The organism is Paraburkholderia largidicola (assembly GCF_013426895.1).
GTDB lineage: Bacteria > Pseudomonadota > Gammaproteobacteria > Burkholderiales > Burkholderiaceae > Paraburkholderia > Paraburkholderia largidicola.
Map to the genome: position 1 here is coordinate 493858 of NZ_AP023174.1, position 23125 is coordinate 516982.

General features: G+C 63.0%; 20 protein-coding genes and 1 riboswitch. Of the genes, 8 read left to right on the top strand and 12 right to left on the bottom strand.

The annotated features are described in order from the left end of the window. The first annotated feature begins 40 nt into the window (after positions 1 to 40). From PPGU16_RS02165 to gloA, 5 genes are all read left to right on the top strand, one after another. The gene (locus PPGU16_RS02165; RefSeq protein ID WP_180721503.1) at positions 41 to 1420 is read left to right on the top strand and encodes a peptidylprolyl isomerase; all 1380 of its coding nucleotides are present in this window, start codon (positions 41 to 43) and stop codon (positions 1418 to 1420) included. Between the two features lie 13 nt (positions 1421 to 1433). Further along, positions 1434 to 2435: a 4-hydroxythreonine-4-phosphate dehydrogenase PdxA gene (gene pdxA / locus PPGU16_RS02170; protein ID WP_180721504.1), complete on the top strand. Its 1002-nt coding sequence runs from the start codon at positions 1434 to 1436 to the stop codon at positions 2433 to 2435. A gap of 20 nt (positions 2436 to 2455) precedes the next feature. After that, positions 2456 to 3286: a 16S rRNA (adenine(1518)-N(6)/adenine(1519)-N(6))-dimethyltransferase RsmA gene (gene rsmA, locus PPGU16_RS02175; RefSeq protein WP_180721505.1), complete on the top strand. Its 831-nt coding sequence runs from the start codon at positions 2456 to 2458 to the stop codon at positions 3284 to 3286. 222 nt (positions 3287 to 3508) lie between these two features. After that, the gene (locus tag PPGU16_RS02180) at positions 3509 to 4636 is read left to right on the top strand and encodes a porin (protein WP_180721506.1); all 1128 of its coding nucleotides are present in this window, start codon (positions 3509 to 3511) and stop codon (positions 4634 to 4636) included. A gap of 84 nt (positions 4637 to 4720) precedes the next feature. Then, positions 4721 to 5107: a lactoylglutathione lyase gene (gene gloA, locus PPGU16_RS02185; protein ID WP_042316975.1), complete on the top strand. Its 387-nt coding sequence runs from the start codon at positions 4721 to 4723 to the stop codon at positions 5105 to 5107. Between the two features lie 860 nt (positions 5108 to 5967). On the opposite strand, the gene PPGU16_RS02190 is transcribed toward gloA, so the two are convergent. From PPGU16_RS02190 to PPGU16_RS02245, 12 genes are all read right to left on the bottom strand, one after another. Then, on the bottom strand, positions 5968 to 6825 hold the full coding sequence (locus tag PPGU16_RS02190) for a M48 family metallopeptidase (protein ID WP_180721507.1): 858 nt from the start codon (positions 6823 to 6825) through the stop codon (positions 5968 to 5970). Between the two features lie 60 nt (positions 6826 to 6885). Further along, positions 6886 to 7644: a lysophospholipid acyltransferase family protein gene (locus PPGU16_RS02195; RefSeq protein WP_180721508.1), complete on the bottom strand. Its 759-nt coding sequence runs from the start codon at positions 7642 to 7644 to the stop codon at positions 6886 to 6888. Between the two features lie 38 nt (positions 7645 to 7682). Continuing rightward, complete coding sequence (gene gmhB / locus PPGU16_RS02200) at positions 7683 to 8240, bottom strand: D-glycero-beta-D-manno-heptose 1,7-bisphosphate 7-phosphatase (protein WP_180721509.1); 558 nt, start codon at positions 8238 to 8240, stop codon at positions 7683 to 7685. Between the two features lie 10 nt (positions 8241 to 8250). Further along, complete coding sequence (gene glyS, locus PPGU16_RS02205; protein WP_180721510.1) at positions 8251 to 10350, bottom strand: glycine--tRNA ligase subunit beta; 2100 nt, start codon at positions 10348 to 10350, stop codon at positions 8251 to 8253. A gap of 15 nt (positions 10351 to 10365) precedes the next feature. After that, positions 10366 to 11373, bottom strand: coding sequence for a glycine--tRNA ligase subunit alpha (gene glyQ, locus PPGU16_RS02210; protein WP_180721511.1), 1008 nt, complete (start codon positions 11371 to 11373; stop codon positions 10366 to 10368). A gap of 238 nt (positions 11374 to 11611) precedes the next feature. Then, positions 11612 to 13315: an apolipoprotein N-acyltransferase gene (gene lnt / locus PPGU16_RS02215; RefSeq protein WP_180721512.1), complete on the bottom strand. Its 1704-nt coding sequence runs from the start codon at positions 13313 to 13315 to the stop codon at positions 11612 to 11614. A 34-nt stretch (positions 13316 to 13349) separates the two neighbouring features. Then, positions 13350 to 14246, bottom strand: coding sequence for a CorC family transporter (locus tag PPGU16_RS02220; protein WP_180721513.1), 897 nt, complete (start codon positions 14244 to 14246; stop codon positions 13350 to 13352). Positions 14247 to 15187: 941 nt separating this feature from the next. Then, positions 15188 to 15841 (bottom strand): gamma-glutamylcyclotransferase, encoded by a 654-nt coding sequence (locus PPGU16_RS02225; RefSeq protein WP_180721514.1) that lies wholly within the window; start codon positions 15839 to 15841, stop codon positions 15188 to 15190. A gap of 87 nt (positions 15842 to 15928) precedes the next feature. Beyond that, positions 15929 to 16390 carry an rRNA maturation RNase YbeY gene (ybeY, locus tag PPGU16_RS02230; RefSeq protein WP_007745316.1) on the bottom strand — a complete coding sequence of 154 codons (462 nt, stop codon included), beginning with the start codon at positions 16388 to 16390 and terminating at the stop codon, positions 15929 to 15931. Between the two features lie 30 nt (positions 16391 to 16420). Next, positions 16421 to 17506, bottom strand: a complete 1086-nt coding sequence (locus PPGU16_RS02235) for a PhoH family protein (RefSeq protein ID WP_180721515.1) — start codon at positions 17504 to 17506, stop codon at positions 16421 to 16423. A 33-nt stretch (positions 17507 to 17539) separates the two neighbouring features. Continuing rightward, the gene (miaB, locus tag PPGU16_RS02240; RefSeq protein WP_180721516.1) at positions 17540 to 18910 is read right to left on the bottom strand and encodes a tRNA (N6-isopentenyl adenosine(37)-C2)-methylthiotransferase MiaB; all 1371 of its coding nucleotides are present in this window, start codon (positions 18908 to 18910) and stop codon (positions 17540 to 17542) included. Between the two features lie 181 nt (positions 18911 to 19091). Further along, positions 19092 to 20093 carry a LysR family transcriptional regulator gene (locus tag PPGU16_RS02245; protein ID WP_180721517.1) on the bottom strand — a complete coding sequence of 334 codons (1002 nt, stop codon included), beginning with the start codon at positions 20091 to 20093 and terminating at the stop codon, positions 19092 to 19094. A 114-nt stretch (positions 20094 to 20207) separates the two neighbouring features. On the opposite strand from PPGU16_RS02245, the gene PPGU16_RS02250 reads away from it, so the two are divergent. From PPGU16_RS02250 to PPGU16_RS02260, 3 genes are all read left to right on the top strand, one after another. Further along, positions 20208 to 20603, top strand: a complete 396-nt coding sequence (locus PPGU16_RS02250) for a VOC family protein (RefSeq protein WP_180721518.1) — start codon at positions 20208 to 20210, stop codon at positions 20601 to 20603. Between the two features lie 20 nt (positions 20604 to 20623). Continuing rightward, complete coding sequence (locus PPGU16_RS02255) at positions 20624 to 21802, top strand: MFS transporter (RefSeq protein ID WP_180721519.1); 1179 nt, start codon at positions 20624 to 20626, stop codon at positions 21800 to 21802. Positions 21803 to 22065: 263 nt separating this feature from the next. After that, on the top strand, positions 22066 to 22782 hold the full coding sequence (locus PPGU16_RS02260) for a helix-turn-helix domain-containing protein (RefSeq protein ID WP_180721520.1): 717 nt from the start codon (positions 22066 to 22068) through the stop codon (positions 22780 to 22782). A gap of 75 nt (positions 22783 to 22857) precedes the next feature. Then, a riboswitch (FMN riboswitch) is annotated at positions 22858 to 23028 on the top strand. The last annotated feature ends 97 nt before the right edge of the window (positions 23029 to 23125 follow it).

Below are 23125 nucleotides of genomic sequence, written 5' to 3' on the forward strand. Positions count from 1 at the left end.
ACAAGACGGGCCGAGCGTGCCCGACATCACTGGAGTATCTGTGGCAATCATGAAAAAGCTTCGCCTGGCAACGTTCGCGACCGGCTTCGCTGCGGCCGCTTCCATTCTGCTGGCCGCGCCTGCGCACGCGCAGGCGCTGAGCGGCAACGGCAATGCGCAAACGGTCGATACGATCGCGGCCGTGGTCAACAATGGCGTCATCACGCAGCGCGAGCTGGACATGCGGATCGGCCTGATCACGAAGCGGCTGAACCAGCAGCACGCGCCGATTCCGCCTGCGGATCAGTTGCGCCAGCAGGTCCTCAACCAGATGGTGCTGGAGCGCATCCAGCTGCAGAAGGCGCGCGAAGACGGCATCACCGTCGACGACGCCCAGGTGCAACGCACGCTCGAACGTCTCGCGCAGGCCAACAACATGCCGCTCGAAATGTATCGCGCGCGTATCGAGGCGCAAGGCGTGCCCTGGGCGACCTTCATGGGCGACGCCAAGACGGAGCTTATCCTGTCGCGTCTGCGCGAGAAGGAAGTGGACAGCAAGGTCACCGTGTCGGACGCGGAAGTGGCGAACTACATTGCGAGCCAGCGTGGGCCGACGGCCGGTCTCACCAGCGATCTGCGCATGGAGCATATCCTCCTGAAGGCGCCGCTCAACGCGTCGCAGACGGACATCGAAGCGGCGCAGACCAAGGCGAATGGGCTGCTGCAGGAAGCAATGAAGGGCGACAACTTCGAGAAGCTCGCGAAGGCCAATTCACAGGCGGCGGATGCATCGAAAGGTGGCGACTTGGGCTTTCAGTCGCCGTCCAAACTGCCGGCTGAGTTCGTGACGGCAGCGTCGACGCTGCGTCCGGGTCAGGTCAATCCGACGGTGATCCGCACCAATGACGGCTTTGAGATCGTGCGTCTCGTCGATCGCCGCTCGGGCCAGGGCGCGACGTCCGCCGATTCGACCAAGCTCACGCAGACGCACGTGCGCCACATCCTGCTGCGCGTCGGCGACGGCATGTCGGAGCCGCAGGCGCGCCAGAAGCTGCTCGAAATCCGTCAGGAAATCGAAACCGGTCAAGGCGATTTCGACAAGTTTGCGCGCACCTATTCGCAGGACGGCTCGGCGTCGCAAGGCGGCGATCTCGGGTGGATCAGCCCGGGCGAAACGGTACCCGAGTTCGAGCGCGCAATGAATGCGCTGCAGGACAATCAGATCAGCCAGCCGGTGCGAAGCGAATACGGCTATCACCTGATCCAGGTGCTCGGCCGCCGCGAAGCAGAAGGATCGGTCTCGCAACAGATGGACCTCGCGCGCCAGGCCATCGGCCAGCGCAAGGCGGAACAGGCCTACGCCGACTGGCTGCGCGAACTGCGCGACACCGCGTATGTCGATTACAAGGCAACCCCGATCACCGGTACCTCCGCGCAATAACTCTGGAATCGTCATGACCGCTGCCCAGCCCTCGAACGCACCGCTGAACATCGCGATCACCACGGGCGAGCCGGCTGGCGTCGGTCCTGAACTGACGGCACAGGCGCTCGCTGCTGCGAGCGCGCACTGGCCCGGCGCGCATTTCACGGTGCTCGGTGACAGCGGCCTGATGACCGAACGCGCGAAGGCGGTCGGGATCGACTGGGCAGTGCAGCAGGGTCGCAGCATCGTCACGCAGCATCACCCGCTCGCCGCACCCGTGCAGGCCGGCAAGCTCGACGCGAAGAATGGCCCTTATGTGCTGGGCCTGCTCGATGCCGCAATCGACGGCGCGCTCGCAGGCACCTTCGACGCCATCGTCACCGCGCCGCTGCAAAAGAGCACGATCAACGATGCCGGCGTGCCCTTCACCGGCCACACCGAATATCTGGCGGAGCGCACCAACACGCCGCGCGTCGTGATGATGCTGGCGGGCACGGGCGCAAGGCCGCTGCGCGTCGCGCTTGCCACGACGCATCTGCCGCTGAAGGATGTGTCGGCGGCGTTGACGGTCGACGGCATCGTCGACACGCTGCGCATCATCGACCATGATCTGCGGCACCATTTCGGCCTGCCCGCGCCGCGTATTCTCGTCACCGGGCTGAATCCGCATGCGGGCGAAAACGGCTATCTCGGCCGCGAAGAAATCGACGTGATCTCGCCGGCGCTGAAACTGGCGAACGGGCAGGGCATCGATGCGCGCGGCCCGTATCCCGCCGACACGCTGTTCCAGCCGCGCTATCTGAACGAAGCCGATTGCGTGCTCGCGATGTTTCACGATCAGGGCCTGCCCGTTCTGAAATACGCGACGTTCGGCGAAGGCATCAATGTGACGCTCGGCTTGCCGATCATCCGCACGTCTGTCGATCACGGCACGGCGCTCGATCTCGCCGGCACCGGCCGCGCGGATGCGGGCAGCCTGATCGCCGCAATCGACACCGCAGTTTCCATGGCGCGCAACCGTCGCGCCGCATGATTTTTTTGTAGCTTCTATCGATGTCCAACAGTTCAAGCAGACAGCACCAGGGCCACTTTGCGCGCAAGCGCTTCGGACAGAATTTTCTGGTCGACCTGGGCATCATCGATTCGATTGTCGACGTGATCCGTCCGCAACGCGGCGAACGCATGGTCGAAATCGGGCCGGGGCTGGGCGCGCTGACGGAACCGCTGATCGGGCGTCTCGCGACGCCCGAAGCACCGCTGCACGCCGTCGAACTGGATCGCGACCTGATCGGTCGTTTGAAGAAGAAGTTCGGCGAGCTACTCGAATTGCATGAAGGCGACGCGCTCGCGTTCGACTTCGGCTCGCTCGCGGCGGAGGGTGACAAGCCGTCGCTGCGCATCGTCGGCAATTTGCCGTACAACATTTCGAGCCCGCTGCTGTTTCATCTCGCCACCTTCGCGGACCGCGTCATCGATCAGCATTTCATGCTGCAGAACGAAGTGGTCGAGCGGATGGTCGCGGAGCCGGGCACCAAGGCGTTCAGCCGGCTCTCGGTGATGTTGCAGTATCGCTATGTGATCGACAAGCTGCTCGACGTGCCGCCTGAATCGTTTCAGCCGCCGCCCAAAGTCGATTCCGCGATCGTCCGCATGATTCCGTACGCGCCGCACGAACTGCCTACCGTCGATCAAACCACGCTCGGTGAACTCGTCACGGCGGCGTTTTCGCAGCGTCGCAAGATGCTGCGCAATACGCTGTCCGCGTATCGCGATACCGTCGACTTCGAAGCGCTCGGTTTCGATCTGCAACGCCGCGCGGAGGACGTGCCCGTCGCAGAGTATGTGTCCGTCGCACAGGCCGTATCGGCGGCTTCGCCGAAGTAGCCCAGATATCCGTAGCCGCAGCGAGAAAATTCTCAACTACTCGTTGCATTCGCAAAGGCCAGTGTAGACAGCCCGCAACACGCGGGCTTTCTTTTATCTTCCCGTCTCTTCATACAGATTAATCTTACGCTTGCTTGCGTTTGCCCATTTGCGCGCCAGCGACGCCGCACCGCTTTAAGACATTCCACGCACTAAAGCATGCAGGATGGATCAGGAGACGGTATGACGAAGGGGAGCAAGAGACTGAGGTTCTGCGCGTGGGCGGCGCTTTCGCCCGCGTTGACGTGCGCGACGGCGCATGCGCAATCGAGCGTCACCTTGTACGGCATTGTCGACGAAAGCGTCCGGTATATGACGCACGTGAACAAGAACGGTGACTCGAGCGTCGGCCTCGGCAACGGCGGCATGTCCGAGAGCCGCTGGGGCTTGCGCGGCGTCGAGGACCTGGGCGGCGGCTGGTCGACCTTCTTCAAGCTCGAAAACCGTATCTACATCAACAGTGGACAAAGCGATCCGACGCTGCCGTTTTTCAACGAAGCGCAAGTCGGCGTGCAGTCGACGTCGTACGGCAAGCTGATCTTTGGGCGAATGCCGAACGTGCTGATCGAAGGCATCACGATTGGCGGTTATGGCAGCAACCCGTGGATCCCTTACGACTTCAGCTTCCAGCCGGAAGTGACGATGTCGGGCGGCATCTGGACGAGCAATCAGGTGCAGTATCAGGCGCGCGCGCATGACGTGTTGTTGTCGGTCGGATATGCGTTCGGCGGCGTTGCCGGGCACCAGTCGTATGGCTCGCAGTTCGGCGCAGCCGTCGCATACGCGCCCAGTGGCGGTCCAGTGAACATGGGCGGCGCGTACGAAGAGTCGCGCGATTCCGTCAATGGCAGCACGGCGAAGGCCTGGACGTTCGGCGCGTCGTACACATGGAACCAGACGCGCTTTGCACTCGGCTACATCGTCAATCAGAACGACGCGGGGTTCTCGAATTTCGCCAACGGTCCGTTCACGGCGCCCGTGCTTGCTGCGCTCAAGTACACCGACTTTTCACGGCGTCGGATGATCATGGGCGGTATCACCCAGCAGGTGGGCGCTGCCTGGCATTTCGCGGCGAATGTATGGCGGACATTGCAGGACGGCAAGACGCCGGCGCAGGATGGTTCTGCGTGGCAGTATCAGCTCGTTGCCGACTACAGTTTGTCGAAGCGCACGGATGTCTATGTGGAAGGCGATTACTCGTTGTATCGCGGGGATCTGATTGGCGCGCAATTGCAGGGTGTGAATGGTGTCGGACTGGCGCAGAAGGGGACGCAGATTGGGCTGATGGCAGGGCTGCGGCATCTGTTCTAAAGTTTTGCCTATGGGGCGCGCGGCATTTTCTGTTTTTCTGTACATTTACGCCCTCGACATCCCTACACGATACTGGAGTGCACAATGCGCCTTCTCCACACCATGCTTCGAGTCGGCAATCTCGACCGCTCGATCAAGTTCTACACCGAGTTGCTCGGTATGAAAGTGCTGCGTCGCAATGATTATCCTGAGGGCAAGTTTACGCTTGCGTTCGTTGGGTACGAAGACGAGAAAGATGGCACGGTTATCGAGTTGACTCACAATTGGGATACTGAGTCGTACGATCTGGGTGATGCGTTCGGGCACCTGGCGGTTGAGGTGGATGACGCGTATGCCGCGTGCGCCAAGATCAAGGAGCAGGGCGGGACGGTCGTGCGGGAGGCTGGGCCCATGAAGCATGGGACGACGGTTATAGCGTTCGTGACTGACCCTGACGGGTATAAGATCGAGTTTATTCAGCGGAAGTCTTAACGGTTTTTGTTGTCTGCGACGCTTTGGATTTTTGGGGTTTGTCGCTGGCATCCGCGCGATGTTATTGGTTCGCAAGCGTTGCCCCTGTGCGGGGCGGCACCTACTTTTCTTTGCCGCCGCAAAGAAAAGTAGGCAAAAGAAAGCGGCTCACACCGCCAGTTCTTGTGTTTGCCTGAGGGCCCCCACAGGGTCTTACGCTTCACACGGCAATCATGTGACCCACGTTCGTTGCCAGCGCGCTTGCAGTGCGCCTCACCCGCTTCACGCTCCCGCACTACAGCACGCCGCGCCAGACCGTCCACCGCCGCCCAGGTGGCAAACTGTGTGTAGGCCGTAGTGCCTCTCACGCCTCACTCCGGACCGATGGCGCAAGCGCCCCACCCTGTAAGAGCGCCAGGCTACACGACGCGATAACCTACACACAGTTTGCCACCTGGGCGGCACATACCATTCGCTGCCGCTTGCCGTTGCATGGGCGAGTGAAGCGGGTGATGCGATTGTTCGAAGCGTTGGCAACGAGCACGGATCAGGGCACTGCCACGTGAAGGATGGGGACGTTGGGGGCCCGTGGATAAGAACATGGGCTGGCGGTGTGAGCCGCTTTCTTTTGCCTACTTTTCTTTGCGGCGGCAAAGAAAAGTAGGTGCCGCCCCGCACAGGGGCAACGCTAGCGGACCAATAACAAAACGCGGATGCCAGCAGTAAGCCAGGCGAACCATCCAGCGTCGCTGACAACCGAAAGCAGGTGCCGCCCCGCACAGGGGCAACGCTTGAAGCGCGCTAATAAAACGCGGATGCCAGCAGTAAGCCAGGCGAACCATCCAGCGTCGCAGACAAAAACAAAAAAACCAAAAACCAGATCACAGCGTCGGCAACAACTCCGGCGGATGATGCTTCAACGTCTGCCTCGCCTCACGAAATTCCGGAAAAATCGACTCCACCGTCTGCCAGAACTTTGGACTATGGTTCATCTCGCGCAAATGCGCGAGCTCATGCGCGACGACGTAGTCAATAACGGATAAAGGAAAGTGAATCAACCGCCAGTTGAGGCGAATCTTCCCATCGCTAGAGCAGCTACCCCACCGCGTCGCAGCAGAAGAAAGCGCATAAGCCCGATACGACACCCCGAGCTTCTCGGCATACACGACAAGACGTTCACCAAAAATCCGCTTCGCCTCGTTCTGCAGCCACCCCTGCACACGATCCTTGATCTGTTGCGGATCCGCCTGCGCCGGCAGCGGCAACGCGAGCACATTCCGCGCAGCATCGTACGCAAGCAGCCCATTCGCCGTCTCGAGCGTCACACGCACGGTCTGCCCAAGATAAGGCAACTCGGCGCCATCCTTCCAGTCGATCCGCGGCATCACGCGCTGTTCGGTGCGTGTCTGCCACTCAGTGAGTTTGGTAAAAATCCAGCGCTGCTTTTCGGCGATCGCCGTTTCGATATCCGCGAGCGTGACCCACCGCGGCGCGGTGATGGTCAGCCCCGTGCTGTCGATTGCAAACCCGATCGAGCGCCGCGACGAACGCTTCAACCCGTAATGCAACGTACGCGCGCCAAGCGTGACGCTGCGCAGTTTCGAGCCATCGGGAGCAAGGGGAGCAGCGGACTTGGGTTGCGGCGGCGCGGCAGATTTGCCCGGCTCGTCGAAGAGCGGCAGATCGAGTTGCCGGCTATCGAGCGCCGCAGCAGGCTGCGGCTTGAAAGACTTCTGCATCGGACTCACTTCGCGCTGATACGCTGCAACGCGCTCATGAGCGCATCGCAGCGTGGCGCGTCAGATACGGGCGGCGGCGGGCGTGTTCTGCTCGTCGCCATATGCGGCCGGATCGATACGACGCATCTCGGCCTCGATCCACGTTTCAACGCGCGTGTTCACTTCGTCGGGCGTGAGCCCGGTGGTGTCGATCGGTTTACCGATCGACACTGTGACTATACCCGGATATTTCATAAACGAGTTGCGCGGCCACACGCGTCCCGCATTGTGCGCGATGGGCACGACAGCCGCGCCCGTCGCAACCGCGAAGCGCGCGCCCCCCGTCTTGTACTTGCCCTGCCTGCCCGTCGGCGTGCGCGTGCCTTCCGGGAACATGATGACCCACGCGCCTTCGGACATGCGTCGCGCGCCCTGCCGCGTCACCGATGCAAACGCGTTCTTGCCTTCCTTGCGGTCGATGTGAATCATCTTCAGCATGCCGAGCGCCCAGCCGAAGAACGGCACATACAACAGCTCGCGCTTGAACACGTAGCAGAGCGGCCGCGGCATCAACGCGGGAAACGCCAGCGTCTCCCAGGCGGACTGATGTTTCGACAGCAACACGGCGGGGCCGTTCGGCAGGTTGTCCATGCCGCGAATTTCGTAGCGGATGTTGTTCAGCCAGCGCACGACAGCAAGCGTCGTGCGGCACCAGCCGACCGCCATCCAGTAGCGGTTATCGGCGCGCATGAACGGAAACGCGATGAAGCACGCGGTCGCGTAGGGAATCGTGAAGACCGCAAAAAAGATCAGCAGCAACAGCGAGCGGATGAAGCGCATCGGCGTGGTCAGTGAAGTGAGGGCGTGCTATGCACGCATCATTCTTGTTCTTCGGCGAGAAAGTCGAGTGCGAACGCGCGCAGATCGTTATGCACGATTGTGCCTTCGGGCAGGCCGCCTGCCTCGAGTGTCTTCTTGCCCTTGCCCGTCAGCACGAGGTGCGGGATGAAGCCGAGTGCGGCGCCGGCCTGCAGATCGCGCAGCGAATCGCCGACGCAAGGCGTCTCTTCCGGTTCGATCTCGAAGCGCTCCGCGATCATCTTCAGCATGCCGGGTTTCGGCTTGCGGCATTCGCAGTGGTCGTCGGCCGTGTGCGGGCAGAAGAACACGGCGTCGATGCGCCCACCGACGGCAGCCGCCGCGCGATGCATCTTCAGATGCATCGCGTTGAGCGCGTCCATGTCGAACAGTCCGCGGCCGATGCCCGACTGATTCGTCGCAATCGCCACGCGATAGCCGGCCTGATTGAGCCGCGCGATTGCTTCGAGACTGCCGGGCAGCGCGACCCACTCGTCGGGTGATTTGATGAACGCGTCCGAGTCGGCGTTGATTACGCCGTCCCGATCGAGCACTACCAGTTTCTTTGCGGTCCCCATGATGCGTCGCTCAGGCTGCCAGACGCGAAATGTCCGCGACGCAGTTCATCTGTTGATGGAGCGCGCCGAGCAGCGCAAGGCGGTTCGCGCGCAGCGCCGGGTCTTCGGCGTTGACCATCACGTCGTTGAAGAACGTGTCGACGGGTTCGCGCAGCGCGGCGAGTGCCGACAGCGCGCCCGTGTACTGACGTTCGGCCAGTTGCGACTGCACGCGCGGCGCAACCTGTTCGAGCTGCGCATGCAGTGCCTTTTCGGCTGCTTCGACGAGCAGCGTCACCTGCACGCCGCCTGCGTTCGCGCCTTCCGATTTCTTCAGGATGTTCGAGATACGCTTGTTCGCCGCTGCGAGCGATGCCGCTTCCGCGAGCGCCGCGAATTCTCGCACGGCGTCCAGACGCGCGACGATATCGTCGAAGCGCGTCGGGTTCAGCGCGAGCACGGCGTCCACTTCACCCGCCGAATAGCCGCGTTCGCGCAACTGGCCGCGCAGACGGTCGATGCAGAATTCGTAGATCGCTTGCGTCGAATCGGCGACGTTCGGCACGTTCGCGAACTGCGCGTAGGTGACGCGCAGCAGTTCGACGAGGTCGATCGGCAGTTGCTTCTCGACAAGAATACGCAGCACGCCGAGCGCATGACGACGCAGCGCGAACGGGTCTTTTTCGCCCGTCGGTTGCAGGCCGATGCCCCAGATGCCGACCAGCGTTTCGAGCTTGTCCGCGAGCGCGACGATCGTGCCTGTGACCGTCGACGGCAACGCGTCGCCGGAGAAGCGCGGCTGATAATGTTCCGAGCACGCGAGCGCGACTTCTTCCGGCTCGCCGTCGTGGCGCGCGTAATACGTGCCCATCGTGCCTTGCAGCTCGGGGAATTCGCCGACCATGTCGGTCAGCAAGTCAGCCTTCGCGAGATGCGCACCGCGCTTCGCGAGCGCGACGTCTGCGCCGATCATCTGCGCGATCGCGCCCGCCAGTGATTCGACGCGTTCGACGCGTTGCAGCGCCGAACCGAGCTTGTTGTGATACACGACGTTCGCGAGTTGCGGCACGCGGTCCGCGAGCGGCTTCTTCTTGTCGTGCTCGAAGAAGAACTTCGCGTCGGCGAGGCGCGGGCGCACCACACGCTCATTGCCTTCGACGATTTCGGCGGGTGTCTTCGTCTCGATGTTCGACACGATCAGAAAGCGCGAGCGCAGCTTGCCGTTCGCGTCGGTGAGCGCGAAGTATTTCTGGTTGGTCTGCATCGTGAGGATCAGGCATTCCTGCGGCACTTGCAGGAACTCGTCCTCGAACGTGCATGCGTAGACGACGGGCCATTCGACCAGCGACGTCACTTCGTCGAGCAGCGACTCGGGCATCACGACCTCATCGCCGTTCGCCTGCGCGAGCAGATGCGTGCGGATCGTTTCCTTGCGGTCCGAAAAATTCGGCACGACGTGGCCGCGATGCATCAGCGTCTCAGCGTAATGATCCGCATGCTGGATCTGCACGAAACCTTCGGACAGGAAGCGATGGCCGAGCGTGGTGTCGTCGGCATCGATGCCAAACGCGGTGACGGGCACGACTTCCTTGTCATGCAGCACCGTCAGACGATGCACCGGGCGCACGAACTGCACGTTCGAGCCGTCCGGGCGCTGATACGTCATGACCTTCGGAATAGGCAGTTTGGCAAGCGTTTCGTCGAGCGCCGTCTGCAGGCCTTCGGCGAGCGTCGCGCCGGGCGCTGCGTAGCGCAGGAAGAAGGCTTCCGCCTTGCCGTCGTTTGCGCGTTCGAGATCGTTCACCGAGAAATCGGGGAAGCCGAGCGCCGCGAGCTTCTTCGCGAGCGGCGGCGTGGGCTGGCCGTTCGCATCGAGCGCGACGGAAACGGGCAGCACTTTTTCGCGCACGTGTTTTTCCGGCGCGACGCTGCGCACGTTCTTGATGGTGACGGCGAGGCGGCGCGGCGTGGCGTAACGCTCGAACTGCAATTCACCTTCGATCAGATCACGCGCGGCGAGACGTTGCGCGATGCCTTCCGCGAACGCATCGCCCAGGCGCGCGAGCGCTTTGGGCGGCAGTTCCTCGGTCAGCAGTTCGACGAGCAGGGTGGCTTGATGGGATTGCGTCATGTCTTCTTGGTCTCGTCAGTCCTGATCGATCTTGCGTTCGACTTTGAGCGGCGGCACCCACGTGGGCATCGCGGCGTCCTGTTCGTCGGTGGTGAGGCCGGGCACGCCGTGCACGGGATTGCCGAGCATCGGGAAGCCGAGCTTTTCGCGCGAGTCGTAATAAGCCTGCGCGACGAGGCGCGACAGCGCGCGAATGCGGCCGATATACGCCGCGCGCTCCGTCACGGAGATCGCGCCGCGCGCGTCGAGCAGATTGAATGTGTGCGCGGCCTTCAATACGAGTTCGTAAGCGGGCAGTGCGAGCGGCACTTCGATCATCTTCTTCGCTTCGGCTTCGTAGCTATTGAAGAACGTGAACAGCAGATCGGTGTTGGCGTGCTCGAAGTTGTACGTCGACTGTTCGACTTCGTTCTGGTGATACACGTCGCCATACGTGAGGCGGCGCATTTCCGGACCGTTCGGGCCTTGTTCTTCCCACTCGGTCCAGATGAGGTCATAGACGTTCTCGACCTTCTGCAGATACATCGCGAGACGTTCGAGACCGTACGTGATTTCGCCGAGCACCGGCTTGCAATCCAGACCGCCCACCTGCTGGAAGTACGTGAACTGCGTTACTTCCATGCCGTTCAACCACACTTCCCAGCCGAGGCCCCACGCGCCGAGCGTCGGGTTTTCCCAGTCGTCCTCGACGAAGCGCACGTCGTTCTGCTTCAGATCGAAGCCGAGTGCTTCGAGCGAGCCGAGGTACAGGTCGAGGATGTTTTCCGGCGCGGGCTTCAGCACGACCTGGTACTGGTAGTAGTGCTGGAGACGGTTCGGGTTCTCGCCGTAGCGGCCGTCCTTCGGGCGGCGCGACGGCTGGACATACGCTGCCCGCCACGGCTCGGGGCCGACCGCGCGCAGGAACGTGTGGACGTGGGAAGTGCCCGCGCCGACTTCCATGTCGATCGGCTGGAGCAGCGCGCAACCCTGCTTGTCCCAATAGGATTGCAGCGTCAGGATGATTTGCTGAAACGTGAGCATGAAGTGCCTTGAAGGGTGCCTTTCAGGCAGGACGCGGATGCCGTGCGGCCTTGGGGGCGTGCCGGCCGTGCTGGCCGTCCGCTCCATAGCCGGCCGGTTGCGCGGCCCAGTGCTGTGAAACCCTGAATTTTACCGGATTGCCGGAGGCTTGAGACTTTCTGGGGCCTGGTGGTTCGACGAGGGCGCGTTGTGGTGCATTAGCGTGCGTTTTGCGTTGCGCCGCCCGTCGTTCTTGATCTTAGGTGTTGTTGCTGCGGTTTGCGTTGTCGTTCTTTTTCAGGCGGCCCGGACCGAACGCGAAACCAAACGCGAGGAACAGCAGCGAAACGGCAAGCACCGTGTTGTTGCCGCTCGTCACGTACGGCGTGAAGCCCGCTGTGCCTTGAACGGTCGTTTCGATCGACCCTTGCGTGAACGTGGGCAGACGCGCGACGACGTTGCCGTGCGCGTCGATCGCGGCCGTCGCGCCCGTGTTCGTCGCGCGCAGCATCGGGCGGCCCGTTTCGAGCGAGCGCATGCGCGCGATCTGCAGATGTTGATCGAGCGCGATCGTGTTGCCGAACCACGCGAGATTCGTCGAATTGACGAGCACGCCCGCCGGCACGTCGCTCTCGCGCACCGTGCGTGCGATTTCCTCGCCGAAGATGTCTTCGTAGCAGATATCGACGGCGACCGGCTGGTTGTGCACCACGAACGGTTTCTGCACGGGCGCGCCGCGCGCGAAATCGCCGAGCGGAATGTTCATCAGATTCACGAACCAGCGGAAGCCCCACGGTACGAACTCGCCGAATGGCACGAGATGATGCTTGTCGTAGCGATACACGCCCTTCTGGCCCGGCGTGATGCCGAACAGGCTGTTCGTGTAATCGACGACGCGTCCTTCGGGCGTGATCGTGCCGCCGACTGCGCCGAACAGAATCGACGAATGCGTCGAATCCGCGAAATTGCGCACGGCAAGCGCAAACGACTCGGGGATCGCCTGCGCGAGCACGGGAATGGCCGTTTCCGGCGTGACGATCAGATCGGCGGGTTTGGCTGTGATCATCCGCTGATATTCGTCGATGGCCGCTTTCACGCCCGATTCTTCGAACTTCATGTCCTGCTTCACGTTGCCTTGCAGGAGCCGCACGGTCAGCGTCGCGTTGGCGGGCGTCGTCCACGACACGAGCGGCAGCATGAGGCCCGCTGCGATTAGCGCGACGGCGATGACGGCGGGCACCGCCACGCGTGCGGTTCGCGGCGCAGCAGGTGCATTGCCGTTTTTCGTCGCGAGCGAACGCAGCACGGCCTGCGCGATCAGCGCGGCGGCCAACGCCAGCACCCAGCCGACGCCGTACACGCCGACGATCGGCGCGAATCCGGCGAACGGCCCATCGACCTGCGCGTAACCGCTCGCGAGCCACGGAAAGCCGGTGAACACCGTACCGCGCAGCCATTCGCCGATCGCCCACGCGCTCGCGAACGCAAAGGCGCCGTGCCAGGTGGGCGAAAACGGCTGATCGTCGACGAGTTTGCCGTTGCGCGCGTGTCCTGCGCAAAACGACCAGACGCCGGCTGCGAGCGCCGGATAGACGGCGAGATACAGCGAGAACAGCACGAGTGCCGTGCCCGCGAGGGGCGCCGGCATGCCGCCGTAGAAGTGCATGCTCACGTACAGCCACCACACGCCCGACACGTAGTTGCCGAAGCCGAACGCGAAGCCGGTGAGGGCCGCGCTTTTCCAGCCTGTGGTGCGCGTGAGCCACGCGAAGAAGAAAACGAAGATCGCCAGTTCGAGCCAGCCGCCGTGCGGCGTGGGCGCGAAGGATAGCGTGTTGAGCGCGCCGGCGGCTGCGGCGGCGAGGTAATGCCACCACGGCAACGTCCGGGCACGCCCGATGTTTGCATCGGCTGCGTCGGGCGTCACGCCGCGGCGCAGACGGGAAGTGATCGGGTCGGCCATTGTTGCGTGGTCGGCTTCAGGGAAACGGGGGGAATCAGGTTTGCACGTGCTGGACGTCGCGTTCGCGCTGCCCGGCGAGCGGATCGCGGCGCACGAGCAGCATGTGGATCTGGCGCGCGTCGGCGCGCAGCACTTCGAAGATCAGGTCGTCGAGCTTCACTTTCTCGCCGCGATGCGGCACGCGTCCGAAATGGTGCGTGACGAGGCCGCCGATCGTGTCGACTTCCTCGTCGGAGTAGTGCGTGCCGAACTCTTCGTTGAACTGCTCGATTTCGGTCAGCGCGCGCACGCGGTAGCGTCCATCCGGCGATGCGATGATGTTGCCGCTTTCCTCGTCGAAATCGTATTCGTCCTCGATGTCGCCGACGATCTGCTCGAGCACGTCTTCGATGGTGATCAGGCCTGCGACGCCGCCGTATTCGTCGACGACGATCGCGATGTGATTGCGGTTGACGCGGAAGTCGTGCAGCAGCACGTTCAGGCGCTTCGATTCGGGGATGAACACGGCGGGGCGCAGCATGCCGCGCACGTCCGCTTCATCCTGGGCGTAATAGCGCAGCAGATCTTTGGCGAGCAGCACGCCGATCACGTTGTCGCGATTGCCTTCGTACACGGGATAGCGCGAGTGCGCCTTTTCCAGCATGTACGGAATGAATTCGTCGGGGGCGTCCGCGATGTTGATCGCGTCCATTTGCGAGCGGGGGATCATGATGTCGCGCGCGCAGAGCTCGGAAACCTGGAACACGCCTTCGATCATCGACAGCGAATCTGCGTCGATCAGATTGCGTTCGTGCGCGTCTTGCAGGATTTCGAGAAGTTCGCCGCGAGAATCGGGCTCGGGCGAGATGAAGTCGGTCAATCGCTCGAGGAGGGAGCGCTTTTCCTGGGGTTTGTCGCTGGTATGGCGTCGACTGGGATACGAATCGTTCATGGTGGTGCGCCCGGAAAGCTGGGCGCGCTGTTGCAGAGTGTTAAGGATACACCACGTGCGTGGCAGGACCGTGTCCTGGCGCACCGCGCGGTGCAGGGCGGTTTTCCGGGGGATGCCGTCGGTTCCGACGGTTTTCGGCGGAAAACGCTCGCTTTTATCCTAACTGATATCTGGGGGTTGGGGGGCGTGTGGTCAAAATTAGGTTTTTTTTGTCTGCGACGCTATGGGGTTTGGGGCTTGTCGCTGGCATCCGCGTTGTGTCTTTGGTCTGCAAGCGTTGCCCCTGTGCGGGGCGGCACCTACTTTTCTTTGCCGCCGCAAAGAAAAGTAGGCAAAAGAAAGCGGCTCACACCGCCAGTCCTTGTGTTTGCCTGAGGGCCCCCAACCGGTCTTATGCTTCACACGGCAACGTCTCCATTGGCGCTCGTTGCCAACGCTTTAAATAGAAGTCTCACCCGCTTCAGGCACCCGTATGCGGGGCTGGCGGCAGCGAACGGTCTCTGCCGCCCAGGTGGCAAACTGTGTGTAGGTTGTAGTGCCGAAAAGGTCGGCGCTCTTACAAGAGACACCGACCTTGCTTTTCCGTCCGGAGTGATGCGCGTATGGCGCGAAAGCCTGCACACAGTTTGCCACCTGGGCGGCGGCGGACGGTCTGGCGCGGTGTGCTGCGATGCGGGTGCATGAAGCAGGTGAGGCGTACAGAGAGAACGTTGGCAACGAAGGCGAGCCGGTGCGTTGCCGATTGAAGCATAGGACCGGTTGGGGGCCCTCAGGCAAACACAAGGACTGGCGGTGTGAGCCGCTTTCTTTTGCCTACTTTTCTTTGCAGCGGCAAAGAAAAGTAGGTGCCGCCCCGCACAGGGGCAACGCTAGCGAACCAATAACATCACGCGGTGCCAGCGACAAGCCCCATAACCCATAGCGTCGCAGACAAAAAAAACCTACCCCCGACACCTCTCCAACAGCGCCTCGAGCGCCCGATCTGGCATTCCACTTTCCCGCAGCGCCTCAACGGTACGACTCACATAATCGAGCGTCGTCCCATATCGCCCAGACGCACACCCAAGCACGGTTTTCACAATGTCATCAGACAGCTTGCCTGTATAAGACGCGACATCCCGCCGCATCACAAAAGCAAGCGCATCGACGCGCCGCCCATCGGCAAGCACGCAAGGCAGCCACGCCGGACGATACGAACCCATCGCCATTTCACGTCGCCAGAGCGCTTCCAGATGGGGCATCGCGCCCTCAGCGGCAAGCCTGAACGCAATCCCACTGCACGATCCGCCACGGTCCAGCGCAAGCACCAGCCCCGGCTGCTCCGGCGTCCCGCGATTCACCCGCGACCACAAATACAGCCCGCGATGATAGCCATGCACCCGCGACCGCAACGCCTCGACCGTCGGCAGACCGGGATTCCAGATCAGCGAGCCGTAACCGAACAGCCACAAGTCGCTCTTGCGATCCCAGTATCGCAACGAGCAATCGAGCGACGCGCGCAGTTCATCGTCCGTCAACAGCCGCGATTCGCCGAGTGACGGCGGATAGTCGGGGCACGGTTGACGCGGCGTCGGTGATGAAAGAGGTTGGCTCACGGTGATTCGATCGGTTGGCTGACTGGGCGGTCAGAGCCTGCGATCGACAAGGCAGCGATGCCGGCTCACTATTCCTGGCATCGAGCCTTATTCGTACGGGTCGGGGAAGCCGAGCTTGCCGAGCACCTCGGTTTCGATCGCTTCCATTTCTTCGGCTTCGGCCTCGTCTTCGTGGTCGTAGCCTTGCGCGTGCAGCGTGCCGTGGACCAGCAGATGCGCGTAGTGCGCTTCGAGTGGCTTGCCCTGTTCGTTCGCTTCCTTCTCGACGACAGGGCAGCACAAGATCAGATCGCCCGTGACGGGATCGTCTTCCGATTCCGCATAGGCGAACGTCAGCACGTTGGTCGAGTAGTCCTTGCCGCGATACGTGCGGTTCAGCGTGCGGCCTTCGTCGGCATCGACGAAACGCACGGTCAGTTCGGCATCCGCGAAAAGCGCGGCCTTGATCCACGCGGCTACCGTTGCCTTCGGCAACAGCGCCTTGTGTTCGGGCCACGCTTTTCCAGCGGGAAATTGCAGGTTCAGCGACAGTTTCGGGGCGCGGCTCATGCGTCGTTCTTTGTCCGGGTCATGTCCGCGTTACTTCGCTGCTGCGGCGGCGGCTTCGGCGGCGGCCGCTTCTTTCTTCGACGCCGCGTCGTACGCCTCGACGATACGCGCGACGAGCGGATGCCGCACCACGTCCGCGCTCGTGAAGCGCGTGAGCGCGATGCCGCGCACGTCCTCGAGCACACGCTGCGCTTCGATCAGGCCGCTCTTGTGGCCGCGCGGCAAGTCGATCTGCGTCGTGTCGCCCGTCACGACCGCCTTCGAGCCGAAACCGATACGCGTCAGGAACATCTTCATCTGCTCGGGCGTCGTGTTCTGCGCCTCGTCGAGAATGATGAACGCGTGATTCAGCGTGCGGCCGCGCATGTACGCGAGCGGCGCGATTTCGATCATCTGGCGCTCGAACATCTTCGCTGTCTTGTCGAAGCCGAGCAGATCGTAGAGCGCGTCGTACAACGGACGCAGATACGGATCGACCTTCTGCGCGAGATCGCCAGGCAGGAAGCCCAGGCGCTCGCCCGCTTCGACGGCGGGGCGCGTCAGCACGATGCGCTTCACCTGATCGCGCTCGAGCGCATCGACTGCGCACGCGACTGCGAGATACGTCTTGCCCGTACCCGCCGGGCCGACGCCGAAGGTGACGTCGTGCGAGACGATCTGCTTCAGATACTCGCGCTGCGCGGGCGTGCGGCCGCGCAGATCGGCACGGCGCGTATACAGCTTCGGACCGAGTTCTTCCTCGTCCTCGACGCCTTCATGCGCCGGTTCGTCGAACGGATGATCGGGGTCGCCGCGAAAACGCGCGTCGGCTTCCGTCTGGCCGTTGCCGCCCGCGGGTCCGTTGTTGCCCGGATGGCGTGCTTCGACGAGCGCCAGCTGGATGTCGTCGACGGAGATCGGATCGCGCGCGCTGTTGTAGAAGTTTTCGAGCGCATTGAGCGCGATTTTCGCGCCGCGCCCGCGAATGCTGATGCGGTGTCCGCGTCGTTGCAGCGTGACGTCGAGCGCCTGCTCGATCTGCCGCAGGTTTTCATCGAGCGGCCCGCAGAGGTTGGCAAGCCGCGCATTGTCTTCGCGCGGCGCGGTGAATTCCAGATGTTGCTGAGAGGTCTTCAAGGCTTGAGTTCGGTCCTGTCAGTGCGCTACAGCTTAATGAGTGGCGGGCGCGGTGTCGTGAACCATCACGAGTTCGCCGCGCAGCGAATGCGGATACGCATGCACGATCTTCACGTCGATCATCTGGCCGATCAGGCGCGCGTGCGATTCCACCGGCGCCGGGAAATTCACGACGCGGTTGTTCTCGGTGCGACCCGCGAGTTCGTTCGGGTCCTTGCGCGCGGGGCGTTCGACCAGAATGCGCTCGATCTTGCCGACCATCGACTGGCTGATACGCTGCACGTTTTCCTCGATGGTCGCCTGCAGATGCTGCAGACGGCGCAGCTTCACTTCGCGCGGCGTGTCGTCGTGCAGGTTCGCGGCGGGCGTGCCGGGACGCGGGCTGTAGATGAATGAGAAGCTCGTGTCGTAGCTCATGTCGTGCACGAGCTGCATCATCTTGTCGAAGTCTTCTTCCGTCTCGCCGGGGAAGCCGACGATCATGTCCGTCGACAGCGACAGGTCCGGACGGATCGCGCGCAGCTTGCGGATCACCGACTTGTATTCGAGCACGGTGTAGCCGCGTTTCATCGCCATCAGGATGCGGTCGGAGCCGTGCTGCACGGGCAAGTGCAGATGGCTGACGAGCTTGGGCACCTTCGCGTAGGTGTCGATCAGACGCTGCGTGAATTCCTTCGGATGCGACGTCGTGTAGCGAATCCGTTCGATGCCCGGAATCTCCGCGACGTATTCGATCAAGGTCGCGAAGTCGGCGATCTCTGTCGAGCCGGCTGTCATCCCACCGCGATAAGCGTTCACGTTCTGACCGAGCAGCGTGACTTCGCGCACGCCCTGATCGGCGAGACCGGCGATTTCCGTCAGCACGTCGTCGAGCGGACGCGACACTTCCTCGCCGCGCGTGTACGGCACGACGCAGTAGCTGCAGTACTTGCTGCAGCCTTCCATGATCGACACGAAGGCGCTCGGACCGTCGACGCGCGCCGGCGGCAGGTGATCGAACTTCTCGATTTCCGGGAAAGTGATGTCGACCTGCGGACGACCGCTCGCGCGGCGCTGGTCGATCATCTGCGGCAAACGGTGCAGGGTTTGCGGGCCGAACACGAGGTCCACGTACGGTGCACGCGCGACGATCGAAGCGCCTTCCTGGCTCGCCACGCAACCGCCCACGCCGATCAGCAGATTCGGGTTCGCTTCTTTCAGTTCGCGCACGCGGCCGAGATCGGAGAAGACTTTCTCCTGCGCCTTTTCACGCACCGAGCAGGTGTTGAACAGAATGACGTCGGCGTCTTCGGGAGTGTCGGTCTTGACGAGTCCTTCAGCCGCACCGAGTACGTCGACCATCTTGTCGGAGTCGTACTCGTTCATCTGGCAGCCAAAGGTCTTTACATAAACTTTCTTGGTCATCGAGTGTTCGCCGGTCGCAGTAGTTAACCTGGGGGCGTCAATAAAAAGGTGAAGAGACAAAAAAACGCGTGGCGCCGTGGCGCGGAAGATCGGGCCGGGGCGCCCGAAACGCGTTTTTACAGCGTAGTCCAACATTATAGCCCTTTGCTGCGTGGGGCTTTGGCGGCGTGCCGGGGCGGCGTTATACGTCCGTTTCCTTACTGGCGGACGGTTTGCGCGTGCGCGCAGGTGTCTTTCGGGGGCTGCCCTGCGGCGGCAAGCCAAGCTGCGCTTCCAGCTCGCCCGTTACCCTGGTGAAGCGCTCGGCGAGAAAATCGAGCAGCACGCGTACGCGCGGCGCCATGAAGCGGTTGCGGTGATAGAGCGCGTGTAGCGGCGCATCGGGATAACGCCATTCGGGCAGCAGCACGCGCAGGCCGTCGCTTTTCAGATCGGCTTCGACGTCCCACATCGACTTGATCACGATGCCGTAGCCGCGCAGCGCCCATTCGCGGGCGACGGCGCCGTCATTGGTTTCGCGTGCCGATTCGAGCGGAATCGTGTAGGTGACGGTCTCGTCGCCGCGCGTGAAGCGCCATTCGTTGACGGGCCCCGAAGCCGTGCCGAGCACGATGCAGTCGAAGCGCGCCAGATCGAGCGGATCGTTGGGCTCGCCATGCCGCGCGATGTAGTCAGGCGACGCGCACAACACCCGCGGATTCGGCGCGAGCGAGCGGGCGACGAGCGAACTGTCCTGCGGCACGCCGAAGCGGATAGCGAGGTCGATGTCTTCCTGCACCAGATTCTGGAGCGAATCGGACAGCGTCAGCGCGAACGTGACGTCCGGGTAGAGCAGGTTGAACTCATCGAGCCAGTGCATCAGCAGATTGCGCCCGAAATCCGACGTCGCGGAAATGCGCACCTTGCCGCGCACCGCGTTCTGCCCGGCCTGAAGCGCGGCTTCGCCGTCGTCGAGCGCGCGCAGCGCCTGCTGGCAGCAGTTCAGGTAGAGACGGCCTTCGTCGGTGAGACGCAGTTGCCGCGTCGTCCGTTCGAACAGGCGCGCCTTCAGTCCGCCTTCGAGCTTTGCAAGGCGCGCGCTGGCCGCCGCGGGCGTAAGGCCGAGCTTGCGACCCGCCGCCGACAGACTGCCTTGCTGCGCCGCTTCGACGAATAGCCGGATGTCGCCGAGGTTGTCCGTCATTATTCGACACCGTTTGAAAATCCTTCAAATGGTACGCCAATTATCAAATGCCCGGCCTTCACGGACAATCCGATCCTGAAAACGCGACATCCGCGTTTACCCGGAGCCCGCATCATGCATCTCGACCACGCGACGATCGTCACCGCTGACCTTGACGCCACCCGACGGTTTTTCGTCGATGTCGTCGGGCTGGAGGAGGGAACACGGCCGCCGTTCGGCGTCGGCGGTTACTGGCTGTATGCCGACGGCCGCCCGGTGATCCACCTCGTCGATTCGACGTTGCCGGGTCACTCGGGCCGTGTGACGCCGCGCATCGACCATATCGCGTTCCGTCTCGACGACGACACGCAGTGGCAGGCGCTGCTCGCGCGGCTGGAGAAGGCCGGCGTCGCGTATCAAAGCGCCGATGTACCGCTTTCGGGTGAAGTGCAACTGTTCGTCGCGCTGGCGTCGTCCGTCGTCATCGAGTTCGTGACGGCGGCGCGCAATGTCCGGCGCGCGTCTTTCTGAATCGTCGTCTGGAGCTTTCCATGCCCATTCCCTTGCTTGCGCTCGCAATCAGCGCGTTCGCCATCGGCACGACCGAGTTCGTCATCATGGGCTTGCTGCCCGACGTGGCGAGAGATCTTGCCGTTTCGCTCCCTTCTGCCGGTCTGCTCGTCAGCGGCTATGCGCTCGGCGTGGCCGTTGGCGCGCCGCTGCTTGCCGTCGTCACCAGCAAGATGCCGCGCAAGCTCGCGTTGCAACTGCTGATGGGCGTGTTCATCGTCGGCAACGTGTTGTGCGCGATTGCCTCCGACTACTCGGTGCTGATGATCGCGCGCGTCGTGACCTCGTTCGCGCACGGCTCGTTCTTTGGCATCGGCGCGGTGGTGGCCGCGTCGCTGGTGCCGCAGGAAAAGCGTGCAAGCGCGATCGCGCTGATGTTCACCGGCCTCACGCTCGCCAATGTGCTCGGCGTGCCGTTTGGCACGTTCATCGGCCAGATGTTCGGCTGGCGCGTCGCGTTCTGGATCGTTGCTGCGTTCGGCGTGCTGTCGCTGGCGGGCGTGACGGCGCTCGTGCCGAATCGTCATGACACGGGGCCGGCCGGTCTCGGCCACGAAGTGCGCGTGCTGAAGGACCCGCAAGTGTGGATCGCGCTGATGATGACGGTGCTCGGCTTTGGTGGCGTGTTCGTCGTGTTCACCTACATCGCGCCGATTCTCGAGCAGGTGAGCGGCTTCACGCCGCACGGCGTCACGCTGATTCTGGTGCTGTTCGGTGTCGGGCTCACGGTCGGCAATACGATTGGCGGCAAGCTCGCGGACCGGTCGCTGATGCCGTCGCTGATGGGAATTCTGATTGCGCTGGCCGTAGTGATGGCCGTGTTCGCGCACACCAGCCATTCGCAGATTGCGGCAGCCGTCACGGTGTTTATCTGGGGTATTGCGGCGTTCGCGACCGTGCCGCCGTTGCAGATGCGCGTCGTCGAAAAGGCGAAGGCAGCGCCGAATCTCGCGTCGACGCTCAACATCGGGGCGTTCAACGTGGGCAATGCAGGTGGCGCGTGGCTCGGCGGGCTGGCGATCAGCCACGGCTATGGGCTCGACGCGTTGCCGTATGTGGCCGCTCTCGTTGCGCTGGCCGCGCTGGCGCTGACATGGATTGCGGCGCGGATGGACGCGCCCGCCGCTGTCGTCGCGCGGGACGTGCGCGAGCGGGTTTGAGTGGTTCGAACTGGCCGCGCGCTGGAGTATGTCGATGCCCACGCAGCAATGCGTGGGCATTTTTTCGTCCGATGGTTTTGCAGCCGGCGCGCCGAACCACGCGCGACGCTGCGTGCTGAACGCATCGCACGCCAGCGCATAAGGGTCCTCTGCGATCGTGATAACAGTGTGAAGATAACTTCGTTGGGCGCGCGAAAACCGGGTGCTAGGCTTGCCTCCATTCGTGCTTGCTCCGCATCGTTGCGGGGCTTCTGGAGGTCATCATGCAGTCACCGCTTGCGCTCGTGCGCGACCGCGCGTCCGAAGGTCACGACGCAGCCCACGCCCACGACGATACGCGTTCCTCGGATTTCGACGCACTCGAACATCGTGTCGGCGTGAACCTCGCGCGGCTGCGCGCGGAGCGTCAGTTGTCGCTCGATGCGTTGGCCCGTGCGTCGGGCGTGTCGCGCGCGATGCTCGCGCAGATCGAGTCGGCGCGCAGCGTGCCGTCGATCAAGGTGCTGTGCAAGGTTGCGGCGGCGCTGAAGGTGTCGGTTGCGGCGTTCCTGCGCCAGCACGCCGTGAACGGCTTCGAGCATTTGCCTGCGGATCGCTCGGCGCGCGTGGTCACGTCGAATGGCCGGTACTGGACGCGTGCGCTGCACCCCGATGCCGAGCCGTCGACCGCCGAGTTTCACGAGCTGCGCATCGCGCCGTTGCATACCGAGCCTGGCACGCGGCGCGCGCCGGGGACGACGGTGAATCTCGTCGTCAGCGTCGGCACGCTCGAAGTCAGCGTGCATGATCGCCGCCAGTTGCTGGCGACGGGAGATTCGATCGTTTTCGACGCCGATCAGCCGCACAGCCTGCGCAATCCCGGAGACACGGAAGCACGCGCGTTTCGCGTGACCGTGAATGCGGAAACGCCGCCGCGCTGGGATGTGCCACAAGAAACGCCGCACGAAGTGCCGCTTGCGCATGCGCATTCCGAAGTCTGAAACATGAGGTACGCGCGGGCTGCACGCCACGCGCGGTTGTTGTATGCTCTGCGAGCCGGATCGATCCGGTAATCAGTACGTCTTCAGGGCGGGGCGAAATTCCCCACCGGCGGTATGCAGGCGGCGCTTCATGAAGCGCGAGTCTGCGAGCCCGCGAGCGCCTGCGTTGTGGTTTGAGTTGCAGGGTCAGCAGATCTGGTGAGAGGCCAGAGCCGACGGTTAGAGTCCGGATGGAAGAAGATGTGCAGATAGTCATCTGAGTCTCCTGTCGACCGGGTTGGCGCATGTGTGCGCTTTGGTTCGGTCCCATGCGGAATGGCCGCTGCCGTGCTGCTCGTTGCGA

Excerpts from the sequence above, each read along its gene's own strand:
- gloA (WP_042316975.1), top strand. The coding sequence starts at position 4,721 with ATGCGCCTTCTCCACACCATGCTTCGAGTCGGCAATCTCGACCGCTCG.
- PPGU16_RS02220 (WP_180721513.1), bottom strand. The coding sequence starts at position 14,246 with ATGAACGATTCGTATCCCAGTCGACGCCATACCAGCGACAAACCCCAG.
- PPGU16_RS02250 (WP_180721518.1), top strand. The coding sequence starts at position 20,208 with ATGCATCTCGACCACGCGACGATCGTCACCGCTGACCTTGACGCCACC.
- glyQ (WP_180721511.1), bottom strand. The coding sequence starts at position 11,373 with ATGCTCACGTTTCAGCAAATCATCCTGACGCTGCAATCCTATTGGGAC.
- PPGU16_RS02195 (WP_180721508.1), bottom strand. The coding sequence starts at position 7,644 with ATGCGCTTCATCCGCTCGCTGTTGCTGCTGATCTTTTTTGCGGTCTTC.
- miaB (WP_180721516.1), bottom strand. The coding sequence starts at position 18,910 with ATGACCAAGAAAGTTTATGTAAAGACCTTTGGCTGCCAGATGAACGAG.
- glyS (WP_180721510.1), bottom strand. The coding sequence starts at position 10,350 with ATGACGCAATCCCATCAAGCCACCCTGCTCGTCGAACTGCTGACCGAG.
- ybeY (WP_007745316.1), bottom strand. The coding sequence starts at position 16,390 with ATGAGCCGCGCCCCGAAACTGTCGCTGAACCTGCAATTTCCCGCTGGA.
- PPGU16_RS02245 (WP_180721517.1), bottom strand. The coding sequence starts at position 20,093 with ATGACGGACAACCTCGGCGACATCCGGCTATTCGTCGAAGCGGCGCAG.
- pdxA (WP_180721504.1), top strand. The coding sequence starts at position 1,434 with ATGACCGCTGCCCAGCCCTCGAACGCACCGCTGAACATCGCGATCACC.
- PPGU16_RS02260 (WP_180721520.1), top strand. The coding sequence starts at position 22,066 with ATGCAGTCACCGCTTGCGCTCGTGCGCGACCGCGCGTCCGAAGGTCAC.
- gmhB (WP_180721509.1), bottom strand. The coding sequence starts at position 8,240 with ATGGGGACCGCAAAGAAACTGGTAGTGCTCGATCGGGACGGCGTAATC.
- PPGU16_RS02190 (WP_180721507.1), bottom strand. The coding sequence starts at position 6,825 with ATGCAGAAGTCTTTCAAGCCGCAGCCTGCTGCGGCGCTCGATAGCCGG.
- PPGU16_RS02255 (WP_180721519.1), top strand. The coding sequence starts at position 20,624 with ATGCCCATTCCCTTGCTTGCGCTCGCAATCAGCGCGTTCGCCATCGGC.
- PPGU16_RS02180 (WP_180721506.1), top strand. The coding sequence starts at position 3,509 with ATGACGAAGGGGAGCAAGAGACTGAGGTTCTGCGCGTGGGCGGCGCTT.
- rsmA (WP_180721505.1), top strand. The coding sequence starts at position 2,456 with ATGTCCAACAGTTCAAGCAGACAGCACCAGGGCCACTTTGCGCGCAAG.
- lnt (WP_180721512.1), bottom strand. The coding sequence starts at position 13,315 with ATGGCCGACCCGATCACTTCCCGTCTGCGCCGCGGCGTGACGCCCGAC.